Here is a 25489-nt window from a genome sequence, read left to right on the forward strand (position 1 = left end):
TCATTTTAATGGGTAGAAGTTTCAGCTTGCGCTGTTTCTTGCTTAAAATGATCGACTTGCGGATAAAGAATCGGCATCCATTCCTTTGAGCTTTCAGCAATGATATTCCCGATTGCTCTTGAAGAAATTGTAGCACCAGTGATGCCATCAACTTCCCAAGGATTGACTTTTGCTCCGCTTTTCACCGTCACAACGCTGTTCACGATTTTGGTAAATGTCTCGTCAAGCTTCACATCCAAGGCTTTGAAGTTGGCTAAGAAGTTATCATCCTTCTCAATCTTATCACCTAAACCTGGTGTTTCTTTACTGTCCAAAACATAAAAACCAACCACAGCTTGTTGGGCTGGGTCGTAACCATATAAAATTCGAATGATGTCAGCATAACCTTGTCCGCTTGCTTCAATCGCAAAACCCATCAATTCGTTATTATCGTTGTAACCGGCGTAGATTTTCTTTTCCGCATTTTCTTTTCCTTCCAAAGCGACAAACTCACCATCTTTTAAAGCATAAGCTTTTGTCTGAGTAGTACCCGGAATTACTTTGAAGATCGCGGCTTCTAATGCTTCTGCTTTCAGCTGTTCAATTCGTGGCAATGTTCCTTCGTAAGTCAAGACAATCAGTAAGGCACAAAGCAAACCGATGCCCGCCATTGCTCTTAGCATTTTGAAACTTGAAGCTTCATTGGCTTGAGGGATTTCTTGTTTTTCCTTTGTCATGATTTCTTGCGTTTAGAAGTTCCGTACACACGAGGTCTGATGGCATTATCGATATGCGGAGAAAGTGCATTCGCTAAAAGAATAGCGTACATCACACCTTCTGGCAAACCACCCCAAACTCTGATCACAACGACAAGTCCACCAATGAATGCGCCATAAATCCATACGCCCAAAGATGTCATTGGAGAAGCGACCATATCGGTAGCCATAAATACAGCTCCGAGCATCAACCCTCCCGAGAACAGCATAAACTGTGGAGTTGGATAGATTTCAGGATTTATGAGGTAAAGCAATCCACTGAGTAAGAAAACCGTTGAGAAAATGGCTGCTGGAATTCGCCAATTCATCATCTTTCTAGCAATCAAATAGAGACCTCCTAGCATAATAAATACCGCCGAAGTTTCTCCTGTCGATCCACTTACGAGTCCCATACCCAAATCAAAAGTATCGGCAGAAATATGATCGAATTTGAAAGCAGAAAGTGGTGTTGCTCCAGACATTGCATCAAATACAGGCTCCATAAAAGGTAATGCAAATGTTGAAGATGAAACACCACTAAATCTATTCTCCAAAAGTGCGGGAGTCCAAGTTGTAATGGCTACAGGAAAAGCGGCTTGAAGCACTGCCCTTCCGACCAAAGCAGGATTGAAGACATTAAAGCCCAATCCTCCGAATGCAAACTTACCTACTGCAATAGCGATTATTCCTCCAAAGACTGCCATCCAAAGTGGAAAGGATGGAGGAAGCGTTAGCCCTAAAAGTATACCTGTAATCACAGCCGACCAATCTCCGACAGTACTTTCCTTCTTGGAGAGTTTGCAGAGTACGTGTTCTGTTCCTACACACGTTAGGGTTGCAGTCGCTATCACGAAGAAAGCATTCAATCCGAAGGTATAGACGGCAAAAGCTGCAGCCGGAAGTAATGCCCAAACCACATTTTGCATAATCACTGGCGTACTTAGTCCCTTTTTAAGGTGGGGCGAAGTACTGATGTTTAGTGTTTTGTTCAGCATAATCTTATCGTCTATTTATTGGATTTACGCTTTCTGACAATGGCTTTTGACTGACGGAAATATTGCACTAACGGGATGTTTGACGGACATACATAAGAGCATGAACCACATTCGAAACAATCCATCAGATTATATTCGTCTACCATTTCGTCGTAGGACTTATGTTTTGCGAGGGTTCCCAATTTCAATGGTAAAAGTGAAATCGGGCATGCATCTACACAGGCTCCACATCGGATGCAAGGGTAGATTTTATCTTCTTTCTTTGGCGTATTTTCATCTGTGAATACAAGGATTCCAGAAGTTCCTTTAGTTATGGAAATGTCAAGATTGGAAACGGCTACGCCCATCATTGGGCCGCCCATATACACCTCAGAGATATTCTCTTCTACCCCCACTTGCTCTAAAACAAATCGGAGTGGTGTACCAATCGGAATAAGATAATTGCCTTTCTTCTTTACAGCAGGACCTGTGATTGTGACTACTCGTTCTTGAATTCCTCTACCTAGGGGCAAGAGTCTACCAATTTCAGCAACTGTAGCAACGTTAACCACCACTGCGCCTGCATCAATTGGTAATCCGCCCGAAGGCACCTCTTTCCCCAGAATTGAAGTAATCAGCATCTTTTCGGCACCTTGCGGATACTTCACTGGCACTACTTGTATTCTTACGGGTAGATCAGCTGGAATCTTTGACTTGAGATAGTCGGCTGCATCTTGTTTATTCGCTTCTATTCCTATAATGACATTTTCAGCATTGGTTGCTTTCATGAGGTAACGAATCCCCATAAATATATCCTCATCCTGTTCGAGCATTACCCGATGATCGGTTGTGAGAAAAGGCTCACATTCAATCCCATTCAGAATAAGATATTCGCATTTTTTTCCTTCAGGAATTTTCAATTTAACATGAGTAGGAAAGGCTGCACCGCCCAAACCTACAATACCTGCATCTTGAATTCCTTGTAGGATATCTTCTGCTGAAGCAGTGTCCAAATCCAAAGGATCTCCTCCCCACACCTCTTGGGTGTCGGAAGGAAATGCTTCTAAAAATATTCCTTTTACCATTTGCCCAGAAACAGTCGGTACATCCTTAATTTTTCGGATCGTACCCGACACAGGCGCATGTAAAGGAACCGATACAAAACCATTGGCTTTTGCCAACAATTGACCTCGTATCACTTCTTGCCCCTCCCGAACCAAAAGTTCGGAAGGAGCACCTATGTGTTGTGCCAATGGGAGAATCACGACCGGAGAAAAAGGAAACTGACGGATCGCTAAATCCTTGGTTTCGTCTTTACACTCTGGAGGGTGAATCCCATGCTTGAATGTATTTTTCTGTAATCGAAACACCCTGACCTCCTAGTTGTATTTTTCAGCTCTCTTTAACCATTTCTGCACAATATCAGTTGACTGATCTTCTGGCATTCCCGGATGAATGACTCCTGCAGTACATTTTTCTGCCGCTTTCACCAAGGCTTCATAAGGACCACCTTTAGGGTCTTTTATGTAAGCTTTGTTATCGCTGTTGTAGGCAAAAATCTTACTGTTAACTTTGATACATTCATCACAAGAAGTACACTCATCTGTCTCCAATGATGGCGCAACATAACATCCACCTTTTTCAGCAGGAGTTTCGTTACTTTCTGTACTTGGAGCAGCTTCTGTATTCGTCAAATCAACAATACTACTTCCTTCATCGCCTGCTAGCTTCATCAATCCTTGAGCAATTTTTCCGACTACTTCTTTTCTGACTTTATCTTCGATTTGCGCTTCGTTTACTTCTTCTTTTGAAACACCAGCCAAATCTTTCAGCATGATCCAGAAGTCTCTTCTTTCTTCACAAGAATCTACGATTGGTTTTGCTACCATCACACGGCTAAGGTGTTGCTTCTTGTCGACTGCCCAAATGAATGGGAACTTGCCTTCTCTTTCTTCTTCCGAAAGATTCAAGAAGTCTACCAACAATACCATGTCTTCATTCCATGTGTCACGTGGTGCTTTACGGAAATGCTTTCTGAAACGAGCTTCTGTGATCGCAAAGTCTGCAAATGTCATGGCTACCTCCATAGTTTTCTCACGACCATTCTCCACATATTTCAGTTGGTATGTTGGCCAATCTTGCTCCATAGAAGGGTTACCGTCTAAGTCAAATGCCTCAGCAGCTGTTTTACCATGCTCTGGGTTGTATTTGAAGATTGGATATGCACGAGACTCTACAGCAAGTTTTGCTTGGTGTGCTCCCATATCATCTGCTACGCCATGCTCTGGTTGACAAGTTGTGTAGACATTGAATAAAGCAGGACGTTTTGCTTCAAGACCGTCAATGAATCCTTCAATCATTTGGCTTGTATTTGCCAATGTAGACTGAAGTACGTAAGTGTTTCGGTGGGCCATTGCAATCAAACCAATCTCTTTACGAGGTTCTGGTTTTCCTTTCCATACTTTACCGTACTGAGCCATATCAGAAACTTGACCGATAAAGCCTGAAGTACATGCTTGACCACCAGTATTTGAATATACTTGTGTATCTACAATTACTACTTTGATTGGTTTACCTGATGCCATCATACGAGAAAGGTTTTGGAATCCGATATCGTACATTGAACCATCACCACCAAGTGCTACTACAGGAGGACATAATTTCCATTCCTCGTCACTGAATTGCTCCCAGTTGAAGTAGGTAAAGAAGTCATCGTGTACACTTGGATCGTATTTTCCTTCAAGCTCTAACTCTACTTTACGGATTGTTCTGAAACCATCTGCCATTTTCGACATATGTCCTTCAAAAATACCCATTGCCAAAGAAGTTGAATCTTGGAATAAGTGGTTTGCCCAAGGGAACGGATATGGGTTATATGGGAAAGTACTACCCCAAACCGACGTACAACCTGTGGCATTGGTCATACCCATTTTCGCACGTCCATTTCCTGTTGTTCCTTGCTCATATTTCCACTTCAGTTGTTTCAATCGAGCTAACAGCTGACTCGCATTTTGTAACCAATCCTGATCAATTGGCTCGCTGCCTGTTGCTTGTTCCAACTTACTTGCAATACCCGACATTGTGAGGTCTGAATCCTTAGATTCTGCCACAATTTTAGCCATTGCATCGGCATCAGAAATATTTACAGTTCCGATAAGTTTGAGCTGAATGTGCTTCTCTAATTTACCGATCAGTTCTTCTACATAAGCCACATGCTTTTCTACTCTTGGCTGCATCAATGTTTCTACTGTAGCAGTAAATAAGTGAACCACTGACTTTTCAGAACAACCCAAACAAGCACCATCGCCACTCGCAAATGTGAGGTAAGCATCTTTGTTGAGAAGCATTGTTTCCAATGGACCAATTTTCTCTTCCATGCTTTCGATACGGTTGAATTTCTTGGCTGTAGATGGTAAATCCATCCAGAAATCCCACTCGTGTCTCATACGGTCTACAGACTCCTCTGTTTGAGGAACTGTACGAAGTGCATCATCATTACAAACTTTCACACATTCCATACAACCTTTACAAGTTGTTGGATTTACTGTGATACTAAATAATCCACCACTTCCTTCTTGTTTTTTCTCATGAAGGTCGAAGTAAGGACGAGTTAATGCAAACTTGAAATCGCCTAGTTCTTCTTTGAACCAATTAAACTCTTTTTGCAATACATCACTGGTATTGCTATCCATCAATTTGATGTCAATCACTTGATGGATCATATCATTTACAGTCGTGCCTTTTGGCGCTTCTTTGAACTGTGTTCTGATCTCTTTTTCAAGACTTCTAACGGCTTTAGGAAGCTCTTGAAGATCACCGTAATTCTTTTTAACTCGTTTTACAGCAGTTCCTAAAACATCTGATAGCTCACTTACTAATCCTGGTAATGCCGTATCAGGACAAACCGTGTAACAGTCTCCACAAGCCGTACAATTTTCTGGAACCCACTCAGGATGCTCGAAACGAATTCCTGTCATATCTCTGAATAGAGAAGTAGTAGCAGGCATCACACTCAGTCCGATAAATGGATCGGTGATATTGTCGTTACCTTGACCTCTTTGGTAGAAGTTTCCTGTTTGCTCCCAGAATCGGTGGATATCCGTTAAGTTATCTTCACTCTTAGGCGAGCTTTTCAGCATTTTCGGTAGCGGAAGAATTTCTTGGTTGTGAGCTTGTGTAGACTTCTCAGAAATTTGTTTCTCCGTGATTTCGTGAACTTCTGTAAATCCACGTTTCACCACTCTCATATTGTCATCTACCACACGCTGTCCTTTCGCTCCGAACTTTGACTGCAACTGATCTTCAATGGCTTTCAGTAAAGTCTCATCAGTTAAGCCTGCTTTTTCTTTGAGTGGAGAAGTTGCGAAGAATGCTCCTTGGAATGCGATACCTTGCATACGCAATTGCAATTCTGGATCAGTAGCTTCTTCACGTGCAATTTTGAAACCATCGATGTAGAAAACTCGAATGTTTTTATCGATGATTACTTTTTGGTAATGTCTCGGAATATTAGCCCAAACTGCTTCAGGAGTTTCTTTATCCGACTGGATAATAAATGCGCCTCCTTCTTTCAGACCTGCCAATGCATTGGTGTGCTTAAATACGTTAGGGTCTGGAGAAAGCACAACGTCTACGAAGAAGATTTCGCAGTTCATACGAATTGGTTCTGGAGCTGCTGCCAAATAATAGGTTGTTGGCTGTCCTTTTTTCTCAGAACCATATTTCGGATTGGCTTTTATATCATATCCTAACAAGTCGAATAGTGTCATTGCGAGGTTCTTACCTGTCGTAATTGCACCCCAACCACCCACAGAGTGGAAACGTACACTAATCGCATCTTTAGGCATAAGGTTAGGGTTTTCAGAACCTCTGATAGCTAACTCTTTTACCTTCGGATAAGCATCTTGTATTGTCTCTTGATAAAGCTTTTGTTTAGGAGTGAAAGCTTTGTCTCTAATAAAATCAATTGAAAGGTAGAACAGTTTCTTATTCTTACCATTTGGCAACATATTCTCAACTGCTCCAATAATTCCTTCTGCCTGTAAGTCACGGCTACCCATACCGAACGAACCCGAATAAACCGAAGGCATATCCGATGCTGAGTAAGCAGGTAAATCAGCATGTGGAGGATTCTTCTTGTTCATGCCATTTTCGAGGCATTTGTTAAGAACCGTTCTGATTTCTCTTGCGATTGGTAGATCGGCAGCTAACGGCTGATCCAACCTCTCCAATACCGTAATTCCTTTTTTCCCTTTCAAGAATTTACCGATCAAGTCGGCTGGGAATGGACGGAACATAACAAGGTCAATAACCCCAACTTTTAGTCCTCTCGTTTCTCTAAGGTAATCTACCACAGCTTCAGCACTTGTCACAACACTACCCTGCCCTACGATAAGGTAATCTGCATCTGCTGCTTTATAACTCATGACTCTCTCGTACTTACGACCTGTAAGTGCAGCATAGTCTTTGAATGCCTGATCTGTAATTTCTTGGATATGGTCAAAGAAGTATGGACGTTGGGCTGCCACACTTTGCATATAAGAATCTTGGTTTTGTACCAACCCTGCCATTAGCGGATTATCTACATCCCAAATTTCTGGAATTCTTCTACGTTGCTCTCCATAAATAATTCTCTGAGCAGCCGTAGGCGTATCAATAATATCGTCTGGTCTACCCAAGTACTCTTTAATCAAATCTCTCTCTGGAATTCTAAGTGATTCGATAAGGTGAGTTGTAAGGAAACCATCTTGTGCTATTGCACCTGGTGTGAGGGCTAATTCAGCAATTTTGTGGGTAATGATATTAAGGTCAGCTACATGTTGTGCATTTTTTGCAAACATCTGAAAAAATCCTGTATCATCAATTGCATGATAATCATCGTGTCCTGCATGTACATTTAGCGTAGCCTTGGTCATCGCTCTTGCCCCAATATTCAGCACATAAGTCAGACGCTTACCAACAGCAGCATATAAAGACTCATGCATATAAGCAATTCCTTGCCCTGATGAGAAGTTGGCTGCTCTCTGTCCAGTCATTGAAAGACCTGCTGTTACAGCTGCTGCTGCATGCTCACCTTCTGGTTCAATAAAAATAAGTGGCTTATCAGAGATATTTAGGTGGCCTTTCGCGGCTTCTTCTGCCCAATATTCTCCCATCTGTGTAGAAGGAGTAATCGGGTAAGCTCCTGCAGCATCGGTAGACTCTCTTTCACACATTATTGCGGCAGTATTACCGTCCATTGCTACTCTAATACCAGGATACTTTACTTTTTGGTTTTCTTTGCTCATAATAATTTTTCGCGTTCTTTATGGTTTTCTTTTACTATAAAGAGCATCCAAAAAGAAAAAGGTAAGTACTCCTCTCCAAACTATTATTCCACTATTAAAATTAGACAATACACTTCTAGGCTCCTTTTTTAAAGGTGCTTTTACAGATGATCTTAACTCTTTTTTTAGTGGTCTAAAACCTTCCGTTCATCCCATTATGATGAACCTTCTCACTTACATAATCTCTCGTGATCCCTTTATATTTTTCGTTTTCAGTTTTAAATCAACCACCCATGAATTTCATTTTCATTAGTGTTCATTCTCCCCCTCAAACCTATTTTAGACATACAACTCTTTGCTTTTTAGACTTCCGAGTTGCTTATAGAATTAGTCATCTTTTTCTGATGAATTAACTCTCAATTATATGTAAGATGAGATTGCTCTTTTTATGTTGTTTACTGGTTAAAGCTTTTCGGCAATCTCTTTAATCTTCAAAATTTAATTCCAAAAAATATTCAATACACAAAAGCATTGAAGTGTCCTAACAACACCTAATGTATAGGTAATCCTTTTTTTAACAGGTGACGAACGTCAATCTCTTCCTATGACTTCAGTCAGATTAAACGAGCTTGTCTAATTTTTACAGTAAATGAGAAGATTTTGATAGCTTTTTCAGACTATGCCAAGCTTATTTATAAATAGTCTGAATTGATTTTAAATGGTTCGATAAAAAGATTATAAGTTATTAACTAGTTGCATTCTAAAATAGAAAAAGCACTTTCATTCTGCATATGCAAAACAAAAGTGCTTTTAGTGGATTTTGGTAAACTCACTTTGTCATTTATTCTTTGAATGTAAAATGAGTTTGAGCAGAAGTGGAGAGTGTAAAACACCCTCCTTTCTTATCGATTACTGCTTAATAAATGTTCGACTCAATTTAGACTCCTCCGATTCTACTTGTAAAATGTAGACTCCAGAATTTAGATTCGAAACAGGGATTGAAGTGTTCAATTTCCCTCCAAACTTGTTTACTTGAAGTTCTTTCACTTTAATACCCAACATATCAAAGATTGAAATTGTTATCAGACCACTTTCAGTGTTCATCAACTCAAGAGTTAGTTGATCTTGAGTTGGTACTGGGTACAACTTCAAGTTTGCTTCTTCCATATTATTTGATGAAAGAATTTCAGTTACTTGAATCATCACCTTAGACTCAACACTCAAACCATCAGGATCTGTTGCCGTCACTAAGATTTCAGCTGAACCTAACCTGATTGGGCTAATCAATAGATCAGAAGATGAAGCATAAACGTTTACGGTTGCTGTACCATCTAAGGTATATTCATAAGTAAGCTCATCTCCATCTAAATCTTCAATCAGATTAGCATACGAAAGTAATTCTTGTCCATTTTTAAGGAACATGTTCATCTCATACACATCAGAGATTGCTGTTGGAGCTCTATTGACATCCATCACCTTCACTGCAATAGTATATTCTGAACTATTTCCGTATTCATCTTCTCCTTGAAGTACAAATTCATGATTTCCTGCAGCCTCATAGTTAGGTGCATACACCATAGAAATCATACCTTCTTGAGCAGTCATTTCAAGATTCTCATAGTCATCTGCGAATGTATAAGTGAAAGTATCGCCTTCCATATCCATCACATGAACATTGAACATAAGCGTATCATTTTCATTTACAGAAAGTGATTGCGCTCCTTCAACGACAAAAGTAGGACCTTGATTAATATTCATTGAAATTGCTCTTTCCAAATAAGGGTTTATTGGATCATTTGTATTCACCATTAAAGTTGCCTCATTTTTAGTTGCCTCTGCTGCAGATGCAGTGAAATTAAGGTTGAGAACAATAGAATCTCCTGGAGCAATTTTTCCTTCTACCTCATTTTCCAACGATACCCAAAGCTGCTCACCTTGTGTTTTCTCCATTGCTTTCATCATCCAAGTTGTATTCTCTAGGTCTGGAATAGATGTTATATCCAACCAAGAACCATCACCTGAAAGGAAATAGAAACGATCTGAAACAGGTGTGTCAACAGAAACAGAACCTTGAGGTCTACCTGCTCCTAGTGGATATGCAACTGTCACGAAGAATTCTTCGTTAGGGAAGAATTGTTGTGGCTCGTCTAACTCTATTGTCAAGTAAGAACCAACCTCATCTGCTTCTTCTATATTATGTTCGTAACTCTGCTGTGTAAGTACAGTACCTGTAGCTATTGAATTACCAGTAATTACATATACCATGATATCAGAAGAGAGTTTTTCATCTGGTCTAAACCACGTTTTAATATGAGACAGATTAAAACCTTCTTCAGGAGCTACAAAACGAGTTGCAACAGAAAGTGCTTGTTCTGCTCCATAACCAACATAACCTGTTGGTTCTTCTGCATTGTCATACTCCAAAATAGCATTGTAAGATTCCTCTTCCTCATTCACTGCATATACACTTGCAGCTGTATTTGTAGCTGAAATCAACTCCAATTCATTAGCTGAAGAAATTGCATTTGGAGAAACTTGAGCAAATAATGTAGTAGCTACTTCTGTTCTTTGGTAATCTATGCTAAGATCATATCTAAGCGTATCTTGACCATCTTTATTACTCAATACTAATTCTCTTGTCTCTTTGTGAGATTTCGTATTTGCCAAAATATTGATCTCTTCATCTTGAAGGACTGCTGCTGGCGCAAGACTTACTGTTGCTGTAATAGGAATTGAGACAGAACCTTCCGCGAATGATCCCATGATCACTAACTGATCACTAATTGCAGTTATTGTCTGATCCCAAGGCTCGATACCAACTCTCATTTTTTGACTTTGTCCTGGCTCCAAGATAAATGGCCAAGGAGCACTTGGCGTCCACCCTAATTCTGGAGTTACACCAGGCATTGGTCTTCCACCAGGAATCATCAAAGTATAATACTCTACTTCTGCACCCCAGTTCTCAACGTAAATACCATTGAAAACAAGAATGTCATTACCTGTATTTTTCAATTCGAATTCTTTATAATACCTCTTATAAGCAAATCCGAATGGATCATTTGGATCTAAGTAAGATACAATATTTCCTAAATCTAACGCTTCAGGAGCTTCAAGAACAGCTTCTCCTGTCACGGTCAAATCTACAGGAATGCTAAAGTTTGGAGTATCTACTGTATTGTTTTGAATGATAAATTCACTCAAATTAAATCCAGCATTCAAATTCGAAGCATCTACAATCATTGGAATAGCCTTCGATTCTCCTGCTTCAATTCTGTGTCTGTTGCCTGGCGTAAAAGTAATGGCCATTTCATGCTCCAAATACTTTTGGAATCCAGAAATAAAGATACCGTCAGAACCGTCCTTATTTTCTAAACCAACAATACCCAAATCTAATCTTGGAGGAGACATCATCGGTTGTTGCTCTCCTTGGTATTGATACTTGATTACACCGTTGTTGTAAATAATCGTTTGGAAACTATAGTTTGTTGCCAATCCGAATTTATCAAAACACTCGTTCCAAGTAATCACAATACGATCATCAAAAATCTGATGGAAAATACCTGATAATTCAGGGTCAGAGAAGATTCCTTCATATTGGTGAATACCGAAGAATGGAGCAATCAAACTATTTGGCTCTGACATCTTAGGGAAGTCTTCAGGGTCCATGTAAGGAGGATTGATACGAGGCTTAACAGTCGTAACCACTCCTTGCCAACTTACCCAAAGTGTATCTGTAGGCTCATCATACAAGCTTACTTCAAATGGTAGAGGAATTGCATTCCAGAACTGTCCGTTATTTGAATACCAACTTAAAGGCGTTCTTACTCCTGAAGCAATGATATCTTCCCACTCATAAATAGGTCCATTTTCTTCTTTAGAAGTACGGTATGAATATGAGAATTTAGGAAGTGAGTTCATTGACATTGTAGTTGCTACTTCTTCACCTTCGTACAACCACTCTACTCCCGACGTAATGATATCTAATGCTGAAGCACCCGTATTTTCTACAGTCACCATTACTGTGTCAATAGTACCTGCTTCCAATGTAAGTACCACATTCTCTACATCTACAGCCATCTTTGGAGCATCTACAACTTCTGCCAATAGTTCAACCTCTAAAGTTTGACCATCAGAAGTCGTTATCGTCAACATATCTGACAATGAAGCTACTGCCTCTGTGTTTACACCCACTGTGATGTAGTTTGCTGTTTTTGCTTTCAACAAACGTGTATAACTATCATCTACTACAAAGTTGTTTGTTCCTGCCGCTACTGAAGTAATTTCTACTGATTTGTTTCCTGTGTTATTTACTGCAAGAATCATTTCTTTGGTAGCACCTTGGAATAACTCTCCAAACTGAAGTGAAGATACATCTGTTGCCAACACAACTTCTCCACCACCGTTTACTTCTACTTCCAGTTTTACGTTTGTAACAGGATTGAATGGATCGTTACTGAAAATGACAAGGTTTTGATACAAATCACCTTCCAAAGCATTTTTTGTGTCAATTACGACTTCAATTACCTCAGACTCATTAACGTTCAAGTAACCTTCTGTTTGAGAAATACTCTGTATCAATCTAGTTCCAGGATGTTTTACTCTGAAAACAGTCTCATTATGAGTCAGTACGTTAGTAATTCCTTCAATAAGGTATTTATCTCCATTTACGACAAATGCGTCTTCATAATTACGGTCACCGATACCAATCACACCAAGTTCACGCTCTGGTCCGTACATTCCTTCTACATCTTTATAACGGAATTCAATATCTCCATTATCAAACAATGCTACTTGGAATGTAGCCGCTTCTTCAGGTCCCCACGCATCTACACCATACACATCTGTATATTGAAGGATAAATTTACCTGGCTCTTTCTTATAGTGAATAGTTCCACCACTCTTACGAATATCAAGTTCCCAGCCAAACAGTGAAATAATTCCTTTTGGTGCACAAAGCGGATCTAGCGCAGGAGGAGCACAGTTTCCTAGCGGTCCGTCCTTGTCTATTGTCATCGCTCCGAACCTTGTAATATTCCAGTTATGTACAACCTCATTGTAGAATGGGAAGTCAAATCCTAAGTCGATTTCGTAGTAGGTATAGTTTGGATGCGTTTTCCAGAAGTATTCCGTAATATTCTCTCCTGTCTCTGTGATATCTTCCCAAATGAAGGCATCAATCGCACCACCCTCTTTATTACTTTCATAAGAGTAACCAAACTTATGTATATGTCTGTCTTCCTCTGTTACTTCTTGTACATAAGAAGGGATTTTATACTGCAATGGATAAGCTCCTGTATTTGTAATCGTGAAGCTCGCTGTAGCTGTTTGGTTTACTTCCATAGCTTCCAAACGCTGGATAGCAGGATCAAGAGTAATTTGAGCAGGCTCTGTACCTACACCAAATAATCTTAATACATGTGTATTTCCTTTGTTATCTACTAGTCTTAACTCTGTATTATCATTACCTACTTCTGCTGGCGTATAAGTCACGGTAATGTAACCATAGTCACGTGCTTTGATTCCCCATTGCCATCCTAAATAATGAACTTCGAACTGAGGATCATTTGTCGTTACTTGTGCACTAGAAAAGTTACCATAACCAAAGTTTGTTACAGGAATAATCAGCGTACGTTGCTCTCCAAAAAATACATTTCCGAAGTCTACGATATCAACACTTTTCAACTCAGGCTCTTGTCCAGAAACTTCAATAGATACTGGCAAACGTACCTCTGCCTCATCATTGTCATTTGATTGTACAAGAATATTTGCTTGATAAGAACCATTGATAAGCTCTGTTGCATCTACCTCCATCTGTACTGTTCCTGTCTCTCCAGATGAAACTTTACCTTCAGTAGGCGTTAAAGTAATATACTCTCCTAGGTGATCATTTTTACTGAAAAGTTTAGTAGACCACACTTTTTTATCATCATAGATATCATCTAATGCTTCCCAAGTTTCTCCTAAATCAAAACTCATGAATGCATTTGTAGAATTCTCTTCAGCAAGTTCATTAGAGACACCTAAACAATAGCCATTGCCTGCCGGGATGTGGAACACAACCCAAATCGTTTCTCCATTTTCAAACTGAATTTGCTCTTCAAGAGTAATCGCTCTTGTAATAGGGTCTGCACTTGGGTTTACTACTTCTTGTGCATAATATAAGTTCTCTTTCTTAAGCTCCTCCCCTCTATAAATTTCCATGATAGCAGGACCTATTTCAGGATTTGCTACCAAAGTCATTTCAACATCTGTAAGGTTAAAACCATTCTCTCTATCAATTACAAAACGTAATGCAGAAGAGTTGGTCATAGTCGTATCCACATTACCAATAACTCCTAAACCATCGTCACCATATCTTAGCGTATCCTTGAAGTTATATAACTCTACCTTCTCAAGAAGTTCTCCTCCGATCTGATTATTATATAATCTTGCACCTACACCACCTCTTACACTTGAAGCTGATGTAATTGTTTTCGGATAATTTAGAGAAACAGCATATTGTTGGTACTCCTGCGTTTTATGACGCATCATTGCTTTCCACTTCAATTCACCTTCATCAAGGTTTTCCATGGTAAACTGTCCCGTCGTACGGAAACCATTGCTTTCGTTTGCACTTAAGCTTACACTTTCGTCTACAAGATTAATATCTGGTCCACGGTTCGTTGTACCACTTACTGCATTCGAGAAACCTGAAACATTTGCCCAACGGTCAGCTGCAAGTACTACTACATGGTAAGTAGTTAATGAATTCAAGCCTTCCAATTCGAATTCAATCATTTCACCAGCTGGTACTTTGTTCACAAAGTTCACCATTGTTGCCTCTGAAAGATTAGCTTCTGTAATTTCTTCCGTGTGATAATACACTTGGAAACTTGATGGGAAATCATCATCCGAATCAGTTGGAACAGTCCATGTTAAATTAAAGAAGTCTTGAGCAGCTCCTTTCAATACAAGGTCTGTGATTTCTTCTGGATGTGCACCCTCATTTTTCTTCAAAGTAAGTGCAGCATCAATATACCCAACACCTAATTTACCTATAAAATCAGGGTTATACTGATCAATGTTATGTGTAGAACTTGTTAGGTATACTTCTAAGGCATCAGCAGTAAAACTTGGACCTCCGTGTTGAGATACAGCCAAAGCAGCGATACCTGAAACGTGAGGACAAGCCATTGAAGTACCTTGACTAAAACCATAAGAGTTGTTCGGTAAAGTACTCAATACACCTGAATTTTGACCTAAAGATTGGTCACCTCCTGGTGCTGAAATATCTACCCAATCACCAAAACAAGAGTAATAAGCAATACGGTTATCTGGTCCTAAAGCAGAAACTGTAAATACTTGAGGCCAGTAACCTGGATACATTTCATCATCGATCGCGTCATTACCAGAAGCAAAAATCACGATACCACCTTGCATTGGGCTACCTTCGTAATTACCAGCTTCAGCAATAAAGTAGTTGATCGCATCTAAAACACTGCTTTCATAATAACCTGGTTGTCTATATCCCCAAGAGTTTTGTGAAATAACAGCACCATTATCAGCTCCATACACAATTGCAGCTGCATGTCCACCACTTCCTCCGTTCGTAAATACTTGAGAAGATTGTAGTCTTACACCATCACCATTTCCTGTACCACCTGCTACACCAGCTACACCAATACCGTTATTGTTTACAGCTCCTACTGTACCAGCTACGTGCGTACCGTGGCTATGAGCTGTAATATCACCCGCATTGTTTACAAAGTTAAAACCATGAATATCATCAATATACCCATTCCCATCATCGTCAACTCCTTCTTCTCCATTCAACTCTGCATGGTTTACCCAAAGGTTATCAACCAAATCTGAATGCTCAGGATCAATACCTCCATCAACAATACTCACGATTACGTTTGATTGCCCTGCCTGAGTTTTCCAAGCTTCAAACAAATTGACATCTGCCTCAGGAGAGCTTATTTCCAACTGTCCTGTGTTTTCATAATGCCATTGATCTCCTAGATAAGGGTCATTAAATGGTAATTCTTCCTCTGATTGTAAAGCAACATTTGATGCTTCATAAGGAGTAATCTCTCCTTCAATCAACGTTTTTTCCAGTACAGGCTCTACAAGAGCTACTTCATTACTAGAAGAATAAAAACTTACTGCTTTTGTAGGGGCAACATCTGCAGTGTAAGTTACTTCATACCAAAGGTGTAATCCGTGCTTACGATGTTTTGCATCATGTTTTTCAGAGTATGGAAATACCCTCTTCATCCCTGTTACAGCTAAAGTCTGGCTTGTTGCATCAAAGGTCTGAATACCTGTTTTTACAAGTCCGTTTGTTTTAGCTGTGTTCAAACTACTCAAAACCGGAGCAAGCTGCGGCTTGAACTTGACTCTAACGACACCTCTCATCATGCCGTCTTGATACTCTTGTGCCCAAGACACTCCCGATAGGAGGAGTAAGGACAAGAGTAGAGTCTTAAATTTACTTGTGAATAACATTTAAAATTGAATTGGTTTATTAGTATTTATCAAATGAGTATTCAACACCCATTTGAACTTTTAATACATGTACTTAAAATGAATTTTCAGTTTGGCATTTGGTTAGATACCACTGAATATTTAGCTTGAAATTGATCTAGTTTTTAATTGTGAATACCCATATCATTTGGGTGGGTTTACCTAGTTTAATTATTCTTAGGTTTGTGATACTTTACATCAGCATTTTCTTCCAATGCTTTTAATAATTTCCTTAAAGCTTTTCCTTCCTCTTTAATTTTTTCCAAGAGTTCTTTTATCCTCTTATCATCCTGATCGCCCATTCACTTTTTAGCTTTTGATTTCTCACAAGGATAATAGTCTTAGATTATTAACACCCTATTTTACCACACTCAAAAAGCTATTTTCACCCATATAATAACACTCATCGGTATTTTCAAGACCACTCACAAGCACTACACCTCAATGTTACACGACTGATTACCAATTGTAATTACCCTTACAACTCACGAATACCTGAATTGCGCCTAACTAAAGCTAATGTTAGTGAGAAACATTGAATACACTACTAAAATTGGGTATTTAGACATGCTATCACTTTAGCTTTGTTATTTAAAATCACTAAGAAAATCACACTTAACTAACATTTTATCTGAAAGAAAAAAAGCATCCTTGTTCTCTTAAAAAAGAACAAAGATGCTTTATTGGATTTTGGTCAACTCACTTATAATTTCAATTTGAATATACGGTGAGTTTGAGTAGAAATGGAGAGTGCAATACACTCTCCTTTCAAATCAATTACTGCTTAATAAATGTTCGACTCAATTCAGTCTCTTCAGACTTCAATTGTATAATGTATACCCCTGAAGCTAATTCTGAAATAGGGATGATGGTGTCTAATGTATTATTCGCTTTATTCACCTGAAGTTCCTTTATCTTCTCACCTAAAGTATTACGAATCTCAATAGTGAAAATACCTCTTTCTGTATTCTCAAGAGCTACTGTTATTTCATCTTTAGCTGGAACTGGATAAAGTTTGAACACTGACTCCGAAAGTGAATTTGCAGAAAGAATTTCGGTTACTTGAATTGTAACTTTTGTTTCTACACTTAAGCCTAAAACATCTGTTGCTATTACCATTACTTCAGCTGTACCAACCATCATTGGTTTTACTAATAAGTCGGCATTAGAAGCATAAACATCTGCAACATCTGATTCCTCTAGCATGTAATAATCAAAAGTCAATTCATCTCCATCAGGATCTTCAAACAAGCTCATAAAGTTAAGAGCTGTATCTGCTCCTTTATGGAATAAAGCCATTTGGTAACCTTCTGTCAATGCTAAAGGAGCTCTATTTACATCCATCACCTCAGCTGTTACTACATATTCCGATGCATTCTGATACTCATCAGCACCTTGAATGACAAATGAATGCGTACCTGCCGATTCATAATCTGGTGTATAAACAAACGTGATCGTGTCTCCTTCTACACTCATTGATACATTGTCATACTCTTCTGCAAATTCAAATGATGTAGCATCGCCTTCCATATCTACAGTGTAAATTTCAAAAGAAAGCGTATCATTTTCATATACAGAAAGCTCTGTTTCAGCATCAATCATAAAGATAGGCCCCTGGTTCATATGCATAGTTAAAGAATGCATAACGCTAGGAGTAATAGGATCATTAGTATGCGCAATTAAGTTTGCTAAGTTATCTATATCACGTACTCTGCTTGCATCAAAACTTAATTCGACCTCTACAGAATCACCCGCTGCAATTTCTCCAGACATTTCACCTTCAATCGTCACCCAGGCAGCTCCACCACCTGCAGTTTCCTCCATTGCTTTCACCATCCAACCAACATTTGCCAATGATGCATCAGATGATAAATCAACCCATTCTCCTGCGTAGAAGAAGAATTTATTTTCAGAAGCCTCTTCATTAACCACCGAACCTTGAGGGAATGGTGCATCAAACGGATAAGCAAATACTACATAGAAGTCCTCATTAGGATAAATATATTGAGGTTCATTCAATTCTACTGTCAAGTAAGAACCCACTGAATCTGATTCAGAAATTGTATGATTGTACTCTTGTTCAGTCAATAATGAAGCGTCTTCTAGATTATCTCCTGCAACGATATACACTACAATATCCGAAGACATTACATCTAATGGTTGATACCAAGTTTGTACATGTGATAATGTAAAACCTTCTTCTGGAGCAACAAATCTAGTAGCAGTTACTAAAGATTGTCCTCCACCAAATCCCATATAGATATCTGGGACTGAAGCTGTATCATATTCAATAACAGCATTGTAATCTCCTTCACTATCCTCACTAGCACCAAACACCTGAATATACTCAGAGGCTTTAGACTGCAATTCAACAGCACTATGGAAAGCTACTTCGTTGGTTACAAGACTTGTTAGACTTGTTGTTGTACTTACACGCTCAAAATCTAGACTTAAATCATACTCTAAAATTCCTTCACCATTTACATTACTCAAGAAAACTGTTCTTGTCTCTGTATGTTCTGGTGTATTTGCCATTACATCAATTTCATCTCCTTGGAACTCGGCTATTGGTGCTTTTTGTGCCATTGCAGAAATTGGCATCATGTAAGCTTCCTCTCCAATACTTGATTCGATAACTAAAGTATCTGCTATAGCTTCTACTTCACCTGTCGGTTGGAAAGTCACTCTTAACGCTTGGGAAGTACCTGGCGCAATATCAACCCAACCCCAGATAGGTCTCCATCCATAAGTACCCCATACAGGGTTAATCAAACCATACATCTCTACCATCATCTCTGAACCATCTTTCAATGCCACAGATGATAATTGTAAATTAGCATGACCTGTATTACTTACTTCAAACTCATGATAATAAGTTTTTGGCATAGGATATCCATAATCATCTTCGCCCATATAAGCCATCACCTTACCAAAATCAATTGAGTCTTCTGAAACAGTCATCATTGGATCACCTGTTACCTCAAGACTTACTGGGATCGTCAATTGAGGACTAGCTACAGAGTTATTATGAATCGTAAATACACCATCATACATGCCTGCATTAAGACTGCTAGCATCCATTTGCATCGTAATTGTATTAGAAGAATTAGCTGGAATTTGTTGTCTTACACCTGGTGTAAATACAAGTGCTAATTCATGCTCTAGGTATGGTTGATTTCCTGCTACTAAAATACCGTCAGTACCATCTTTATTTTCAATACCAATCACTCCCAAATCAAGTCTCGCCCAAGCAGGAGCATTGTACTGGTATTTAATTGTACCGTTTGTATAAATAATAGCTTGGAAGCTATAAAAACCTGCCATTCCGTATCTATCTAAACCTTCGTTCCAGCTGATCACGATATGGTCATCAAAACTTTCGAAGAACACCCCTGAAACATCTGCTGTATTTTCAAGAACTTCAAAGAAGTGAATTCCAAAATATGGGGCAATGATATTATTTGGCTCCGCTACACTAGGAATTACATCTGGTAAGAAGATATCAAGTGGGTTAATCTTTGGACTAGAAGTCGTAATTACACCTGCCCAACTTACCCAAAGTGTGTCTGTCTTCTCTTGATACAATTCCACTTCAAATGGTAAAGGTATTGCTCTCCAATATTGTTCTTCATTATAGAACCACTCCATTGGGATTTTCTCACCTGTCTTCGTAATATCTCTCCACTGATACTTCACACCATTGCTCTCCTTAGATGTAGTGAACGAATAGGCAAACTCAGGTAATGATATAGAACTAACTTCAGCTATTGCTTCTCCTTCATACAACCAATCTGTCCCTTCGGTAATGATATCAAGAACACCATTTCCAGGATTTTCAATTGTAAGCTCTACAGACTTTTTAGTACCCGCTTCTACAGTCTCTGAGATAGAAGTAATATCCACGACTATCTCTGGCGCATCTAATACTTCAGCCATAAGCTGTATTTCGTAAGTATCTCCTTCTGAAGTCGTCACGGTCAATACATCGTCTAAAGTCTTAACTTCTTCTGTATTTATATTTACAGTAATGTAGTTTGACGTTTTAGCTGCTAATGCAGTTGAATATGTTGCTTGCTCAATTTCGAAACTTGAAGTACCAACTGTAGCTGAAATAATTTCTGCTGATTTTGTTCCGATATTACTCAATGTAAGTGTCATTGACTTTTCAGCCATTTGGAATAACTGGCCAAAATCAAGCGTTTCTGTATTCAATTCAATATCTACAACTCCTCCACTGTTGATATCTACTTCAACTTTTACACTCGTCTTAGGGTTGAATGGGTCATTACTAAGAATTGAGATATTTTGGTAGATTTCTCCTTCAATAGCATCTTTTGAATCAATTGTCATCTCGATATCTCGAGACTCACCAACCTGTAATAATCCTTCTGGCTGCGATACATTAGCCACTATTCTAGTACCCGGATGCTTTATTCTAAATGAAGTTTCATTATAATTCAACTTCGGCATTTCAGTACTTCCGAACTCGTATTCATTAATCATGAACTTGTCGTCGTAATTACGATCTCCAATTCCGATCATCGCTTCTTCACGGTCCAAGAAGTACATTCCCTCTACATCAAGGTAACGGTACTCGATATCTCCATTCGCGAATAAGACCATTTGGAAAGTAATTTTTTCATGATCTCCCCAAGCATTAACCACATAGTTACCTGTATACTGAACAATAAACTTACCAGCCATCTTTTGATAGTGTACTGTCCCTCCACTTCCTAGAATATCTAATTCCCAACCAAGACCAGTAATTACGCCTCGAGGAGCACATGAGATATCCACTGAAGGTGGTAAACAAACTCCTAATGGTCCTTCTTTATCTATTGTCATCAAACCAAAACGAGTCAAGTTCCAAGTTCTTACAACTTCATTATAGAACGGAAAATCGAAACCTAGATCTACTTCATAATAGGTATAATCTGGATGTGTTACATGGAAAAACTCTGTGATTTCTGTACCTGTTTGTGAAATATCTTCCCATTCAAATACTAGCTCAGAACCTTCTATTGTACTATTTTCATACGAATACCCAAACTTATGAATTAAGTCGCCATTACTAGAAGTTGCATCACCTTCTGTGTAAGCTGGAATAGAATATTGGAGCGGATACTCTCCTGTATTCGTGATGGTAAAAGTAGTTGTAGCTTGATCTCCTATAGCCATTGGCTCCAAAGTCTGTACAGCAGGACTTACAGTTATTTCAGTTGGAGCAGTACCCACACCAAATAAAGGAATAGAATGAGAATTTCCGTTTCCATCCATAAGGTCTAGACTCGTATTATGACTTCCTACACCATTTGGCTTGTATGTTACTGTGACATAACCGTAATCACGAGCTTCAATTCCCCAAGCCCATCCAAGATCGTGTACTTCAAACTGAGGATCGTTTGATATCACTGTTGCATTTGAGAATTTACCATATCCGAAGTTGGTTACTGGAATGATAAGCGTACGCTCTTCGCCGTAAAATACATTACCAAATTCTACGACATCAATATTTCTCAAGTCAGGCTTCTGACCTTTTACATTTACAGTGGTAGCAATACGAGTTTCTTTTTCATCATCATCATTTGATTCGATCAAGATATTCGCATTGTATGTACCATTAATCAGCGTCGTGGCATCAACATTAAACTGAACCATTTCACTAGAATTAGCAGATACTTGACCTGAAGCAGGCGTCAATGTTACGTATTCTCCCAAATGAGGATTGTTACTAAAAGCTTTCGTTGCCCAAACTCTATCATCACGATAAACATCTGCTAAAGGCTCCCAACTTTCTCCCAAGTCAAAACTCATGTAACTCCCATCTGATCCTGAAGGCTCTACTTCTGGACTAATACCTAGTGGGTATTGGTTCCCTGCTGGGATATGGAATACTACCCAGAATGATTCTCCCTTGTTAAAATAAAGCTGTTCATTCAAGGCAAAAGTATATAGATAAACGTAATCTAAATATGTATTCACTTCTTGTGCCAATAGTAGTTCTGCATCTTCAATAGAGGCTCCAGAATAAACCTCTAGGATTACAGGACCTAGACTAGGGTCACTTCCCAAGCCCATATTTACGTGTGTCAAGTTAAATCCATTGTCTTGAGTAACGTTGAAGCGGATAGCTGAGGAGTTTGTAATTGTCAGATCCTCTTCACCAATAGAACCTATAAGTTGACCATTACCTGACTGTATTGTATCTAAGTAATGCAACTCAACCATATCCGATTGTTGTATTCTAGCTAGAGGGTTTCTGAAACCTCGCTCTTTGATGCTTAGACTACTTTTAGCTAACGGACTAGCTGTAGGATAAGCTAGTGTAGAATAGTAATCGTAAGTATGATTTCGATGACGAAGTGAAGCTTCCCATTTCAACTCACCTTCATCAAGGTTTGCAATTTCAAATTCACCTTCTGCTAAAAAGCTACTCTCTTCATTTACATCTACATAAATATTCGTCTGAGTAATTTCTATATCTGGCCCTCTATTGGTTTCTGCAGATACCTCATTAGATAAATCTGATTTATTAGCCCAACGGTCCAAAGAACGTACTGCCACGTAATAAGTAGTAAGAGAAGAAAGCCCTGAAATTTCTAGTTCTTTTAGGGTTCCTGCTTCATCTCTGTTATTCAAACTAATGATACCTGCATCCTCTAGATTATCATCCGTAATAGGTGATGTATGATAAAAAACTTGGAAATTTGATGGATATCCATCATCCTCATCTGCAGGAACAGTCCATGAAATTGTCATGAAATCTTGAGCAACTCCTGTTACTGCAAGATCACCAATTGTTGAAGGTTTAATTCCTTCATTTTTTAACAATGTAAGAGCCGCATCAATATATCCAACTCCCAGTTTCCCTGCATAATCAGGGTTATATTGATCAACATCATGTGTTGAACTTGTTAAGTATAGTTCTAATTCATCCGCTGTAAAGTTTGGTCCACCATGTTCTGCGATTGCTAAAGCTGCAATTCCCGATACGTGAGGACAGGCCATTGAGGTACCATGAATATACCCATAAGTATTATTTGGTAGTGTACTCAACACTCCATTGCTTTGTCCATAAGATTGATCTCCACCAGGAGCTGATATATCAACCCAGCTTCCATAATTAGAGTAAAATGCAATCTTGTTATCAGGTCCCAATGCAGAAACGGTGTAAACCTGTGGCCAATAACCTGGATACATTTCATCATCTACGGCACTATTTCCTGAAGCAAAAATTACGATACCACCATTCATTGGGCTACCTTCATACTGCCCTGCTTCTGCAATAAAATAATTGATGGCATCTAATACACTTTGTTCATAATAACCCGGAGAAGTATACCCCCAAGAGTTTTGTGAAATAACAGCTCCATTATCAGCACCATAAACAATGGCAGCACCCATGCCATTACTTTCACCTGATTCTAAGAAAATTTGAGATGAAATCAATCGTACACCATCACCATTACCTGTACCACCTGCTACACCTGCTACACCAATACCATTATTGTTTACAGCTGATACTGTACCCGCTACGTGTGTACCGTGAGAATGAGCTACTACATTTCCAGAATTATATACGAAGTTATAACCATGTATGTCATCCACATAACCATTCCCATCATCATCAACACCTTCTTCACCTTCAAGCTCTAAAGTATTCACCCAAAGGTTATCCATCAAATCTTCATGATCTGTGTCTATACCTCCATCAACAATACTGACTATGATATCTGAGCTACCCGCTTGTGTTTCCCATGCTTCGTATAAGTTGACATCTCCTTCAGGAATACTTGGTGTTACCTGTCCTGTATTATTATAATGCCATTGAGAAGAAAGGTAAGGATCATCAAATGGCTCTCCATCTTCTGATAACGTTCCTATCTCATTTGACTCCAAGTAAGAAACATCTCCTGTAATGAGGTATTTTTCTAATACAGGTTCTGCCATTGCAACTTCATTTGTTTTTGCATAAGCTGTAACTGCTTGCAAAGGACTTACATTCGAATTGTAAGTTACTTCATACCATAAATGAAGACCATGTTTACGGTGTTTCGCATCATGTTTAGCTGAATAGGGAAAAACCCTTTTCATACTTGACACTGACAATGTTGTACTTGCGGCATCAAAAGCTTGAATACCCGTTTGCACTTGACCGCCACTAACCGTGACTTTCATACTATTCAACATTGCCCCAATTTGAGGTTTGAATTTGACTCGGACTACGCCTTGTTTAACGCCATTCTTGTACTCCTGTGCCCACACTGATCCCATAGAAAATAGGATCAGAGACAAGAGTAAGACTCTGACTTTTTTAGATAGTAACATTTAGTTTTGAATTGGTTATAAAAAATGTCATTGCAACTCCTGTAGTTCGGAATCTCAATGAACTTTAAATACAAATAATATAGAGTCGGTCTATTCTTAAGAAAGAATAGCTCACCAGTTGAGGTTTGTATCGTTAGTTAGTTTAAAAACACCCAAAGTTGTAAGTGAGACAGTTAGTCAATCATTTCCCTTTAGATATATGAGATTTTTGATCTTGTTTCGTAGACTTCAGTGCTTTCAATAGTTTACGCAATGCCGTCTTTTCATCTTGAATTTTTTCAAAGAGTTCTTTTAGTTTTTGGTCATTTTTATCTCTCATATTCCAGAGCATTTGATTTTACACAATGTTACAAATGCTCAATATTTTAACTTCATATTTACGCCACTCAAAAACCTAAAAGCACCAATAAAAGACCACTCCGAGTAATTTATCAAACCACTCAAAAGCACTACACAAAAAATATAAAAAACTGATTTACAGAATTATGAATAAATTATTAGGAGGAATTATTTCAAAACAATGGCTTGGGAGAATAGAAAAATGAAATGGTCTATTAGCACATTACATCTTTAATAACAGCTATTATAAAATCAAGTATTTGGGTCTACATGACATAAAAATAAAGTTCTATCTGCTGGCTAACTTACTCATACAGATATACTTCTTTATAAAGAATAAAAC

Annotated in this window: 8 protein-coding genes; all 8 read right to left on the bottom strand. The window is 38.8% G+C overall.

Annotation, left to right across the window (positions count from 1 at the left end; all coding sequences use genetic code 11):
• Window positions 1-5 precede the first annotated feature (5 nt).
• The 8 genes from BC781_RS05010 to BC781_RS25460 all read right to left on the bottom strand — a co-directional run bounded on the left by BC781_RS05010 (window position 6) and on the right by BC781_RS25460 (window position 25126).
• A complete protein-coding gene (locus tag BC781_RS05010; RefSeq protein ID WP_109616123.1) occupies window positions 6-716 on the bottom strand; it encodes an FMN-binding protein in 711 nt (236 codons plus the stop codon).
• Complete coding sequence (locus BC781_RS05015; RefSeq protein WP_109616124.1) at window positions 713-1729, bottom strand: RnfABCDGE type electron transport complex subunit D; 1017 nt, start codon at window positions 1727-1729, stop codon at window positions 713-715. Before BC781_RS05015 ends, BC781_RS05010 begins: the two co-directional genes overlap by 4 nt.
• An 11-nt stretch (window positions 1730-1740) precedes the next feature.
• Window positions 1741-3078 carry an electron transport complex subunit RsxC gene (rsxC, locus tag BC781_RS05020; RefSeq protein ID WP_109616125.1) on the bottom strand — a complete coding sequence of 446 codons (1338 nt, stop codon included), beginning with the start codon at window positions 3076-3078 and terminating at the stop codon, window positions 1741-1743.
• Window positions 3079-3087: 9 nt separating this feature from the next.
• On the bottom strand, window positions 3088-7995 hold the full coding sequence (locus BC781_RS05025; RefSeq protein ID WP_211323666.1) for a 2-oxoacid:acceptor oxidoreductase family protein: 4908 nt from the start codon (window positions 7993-7995) through the stop codon (window positions 3088-3090).
• A gap of 888 nt (window positions 7996-8883) precedes the next feature.
• Window positions 8884-16461, bottom strand: a complete 7578-nt coding sequence (locus BC781_RS05030; protein ID WP_109616126.1) for a subtilase family N-terminal domain-containing protein — start codon at window positions 16459-16461, stop codon at window positions 8884-8886.
• 185 nt (window positions 16462-16646) lie between these two features.
• The gene (locus BC781_RS25795) at window positions 16647-16781 is read right to left on the bottom strand and encodes a hypothetical protein (RefSeq protein ID WP_262510257.1); all 135 of its coding nucleotides are present in this window, start codon (window positions 16779-16781) and stop codon (window positions 16647-16649) included.
• A 475-nt stretch (window positions 16782-17256) separates the two neighbouring features.
• Window positions 17257-24753, bottom strand: a complete 7497-nt coding sequence (locus tag BC781_RS05035; protein WP_158281393.1) for a S8 family serine peptidase — start codon at window positions 24751-24753, stop codon at window positions 17257-17259.
• A gap of 235 nt (window positions 24754-24988) precedes the next feature.
• A complete protein-coding gene (locus BC781_RS25460; protein ID WP_158281394.1) occupies window positions 24989-25126 on the bottom strand; it encodes a hypothetical protein in 138 nt (45 codons plus the stop codon).
• Window positions 25127-25489 lie beyond the last annotated feature (363 nt).

This window comes from Sediminitomix flava, from assembly GCF_003149185.1.
GTDB classification, from domain to species: Bacteria; Bacteroidota; Bacteroidia; order Cytophagales; family Flammeovirgaceae; genus Sediminitomix; species Sediminitomix flava.

Excerpts from the sequence above, each read along its gene's own strand:
- BC781_RS05015 (WP_109616124.1), bottom strand. The coding sequence starts at position 1,729 with ATGCTGAACAAAACACTAAACATCAGTACTTCGCCCCACCTTAAAAAG.
- BC781_RS05010 (WP_109616123.1), bottom strand. The coding sequence starts at position 716 with ATGACAAAGGAAAAACAAGAAATCCCTCAAGCCAATGAAGCTTCAAGT.
- BC781_RS25460 (WP_158281394.1), bottom strand. The coding sequence starts at position 25,126 with ATGAGAGATAAAAATGACCAAAAACTAAAAGAACTCTTTGAAAAAATT.
- BC781_RS05030 (WP_109616126.1), bottom strand. The coding sequence starts at position 16,461 with ATGTTATTCACAAGTAAATTTAAGACTCTACTCTTGTCCTTACTCCTC.
- BC781_RS25795 (WP_262510257.1), bottom strand. The coding sequence starts at position 16,781 with ATGGGCGATCAGGATGATAAGAGGATAAAAGAACTCTTGGAAAAAATT.
- BC781_RS05035 (WP_158281393.1), bottom strand. The coding sequence starts at position 24,753 with ATGGGATCAGTGTGGGCACAGGAGTACAAGAATGGCGTTAAACAAGGC.
- BC781_RS05025 (WP_211323666.1), bottom strand. The coding sequence starts at position 7,995 with ATGAGCAAAGAAAACCAAAAAGTAAAGTATCCTGGTATTAGAGTAGCA.